Below are 745 nucleotides of genomic sequence, written 5' to 3' on the forward strand. Positions count from 1 at the left end.
CGGACGCTCTCCTGGAGATCTGGCCTTCCGCCGACAACAACGAGGACAGGGGGCAGCTGCTGCGGGCCAACGCGATGGCGCTCCAGGACAACTGGCCGGCCGCGATCTGGGATCTGGACCAGGGCGGCATGCACAGAATCATGATGCGCACCGTCGAGAGTCTCGGAACGGTGGTGCAGCTCAAAGAGGCGATACACCTGTGCCGGCAGCTCGCCCAACAAGCCGTCGAGCGCTTCGGGCAACGCCATCCGGACACTCTCACCCTGCGCAACCAGCTCGCTGTGTGGCTGGGTGACGCGGGGGAGACACAGGAGGCGATCATCAGTCTTGGATCGCTGATTCCCGATTTGACGGCCGCCTGGGGCCGGGATGACCCGATGACCATCGCCGCTCGGCGTAACCTCGGCTACCAGTGGGGCCAGGCAGGCCATCCGGCACAGGCGGCAGCCGAACTGGCGGCCGTGCTGGACGACCAGGTGCGGGTGCTCGGGCCGGCGGACCCGGCGGTGCTCGCCGTCCGCGCCGAGCTTGTGTACTGGCGGGCCAAGGCCGGAGACACCACGAACGCGGTGGCCGAGCTCGAAGCTCTGCTACAGCTCGCCACGAGGATCCATGGCGCCGAGGCCCGGGAGACTTTCGAGCTGCGCAGCCTGCTGGCCAGCTATCGCGCGGAGTCCGTCGGCTATGCCCAGTCGGTCCTGGAGATGCAGGAGCTTCTCGCGGACATGCGGCGGGTGCTCGGCCC

At 68.3% G+C, this 745-nt stretch carries 1 pseudogene; it reads left to right on the forward strand.

Annotation, left to right across the window (positions count from 1 at the left end):
• Window positions 1–745: pseudogene (locus AC5LSR_RS20775) on the forward strand (hypothetical protein); the annotation flags it as partial.

It is taken from the genome of Protofrankia sp. CiP1_Cm_nod4 (assembly GCF_982290645.1).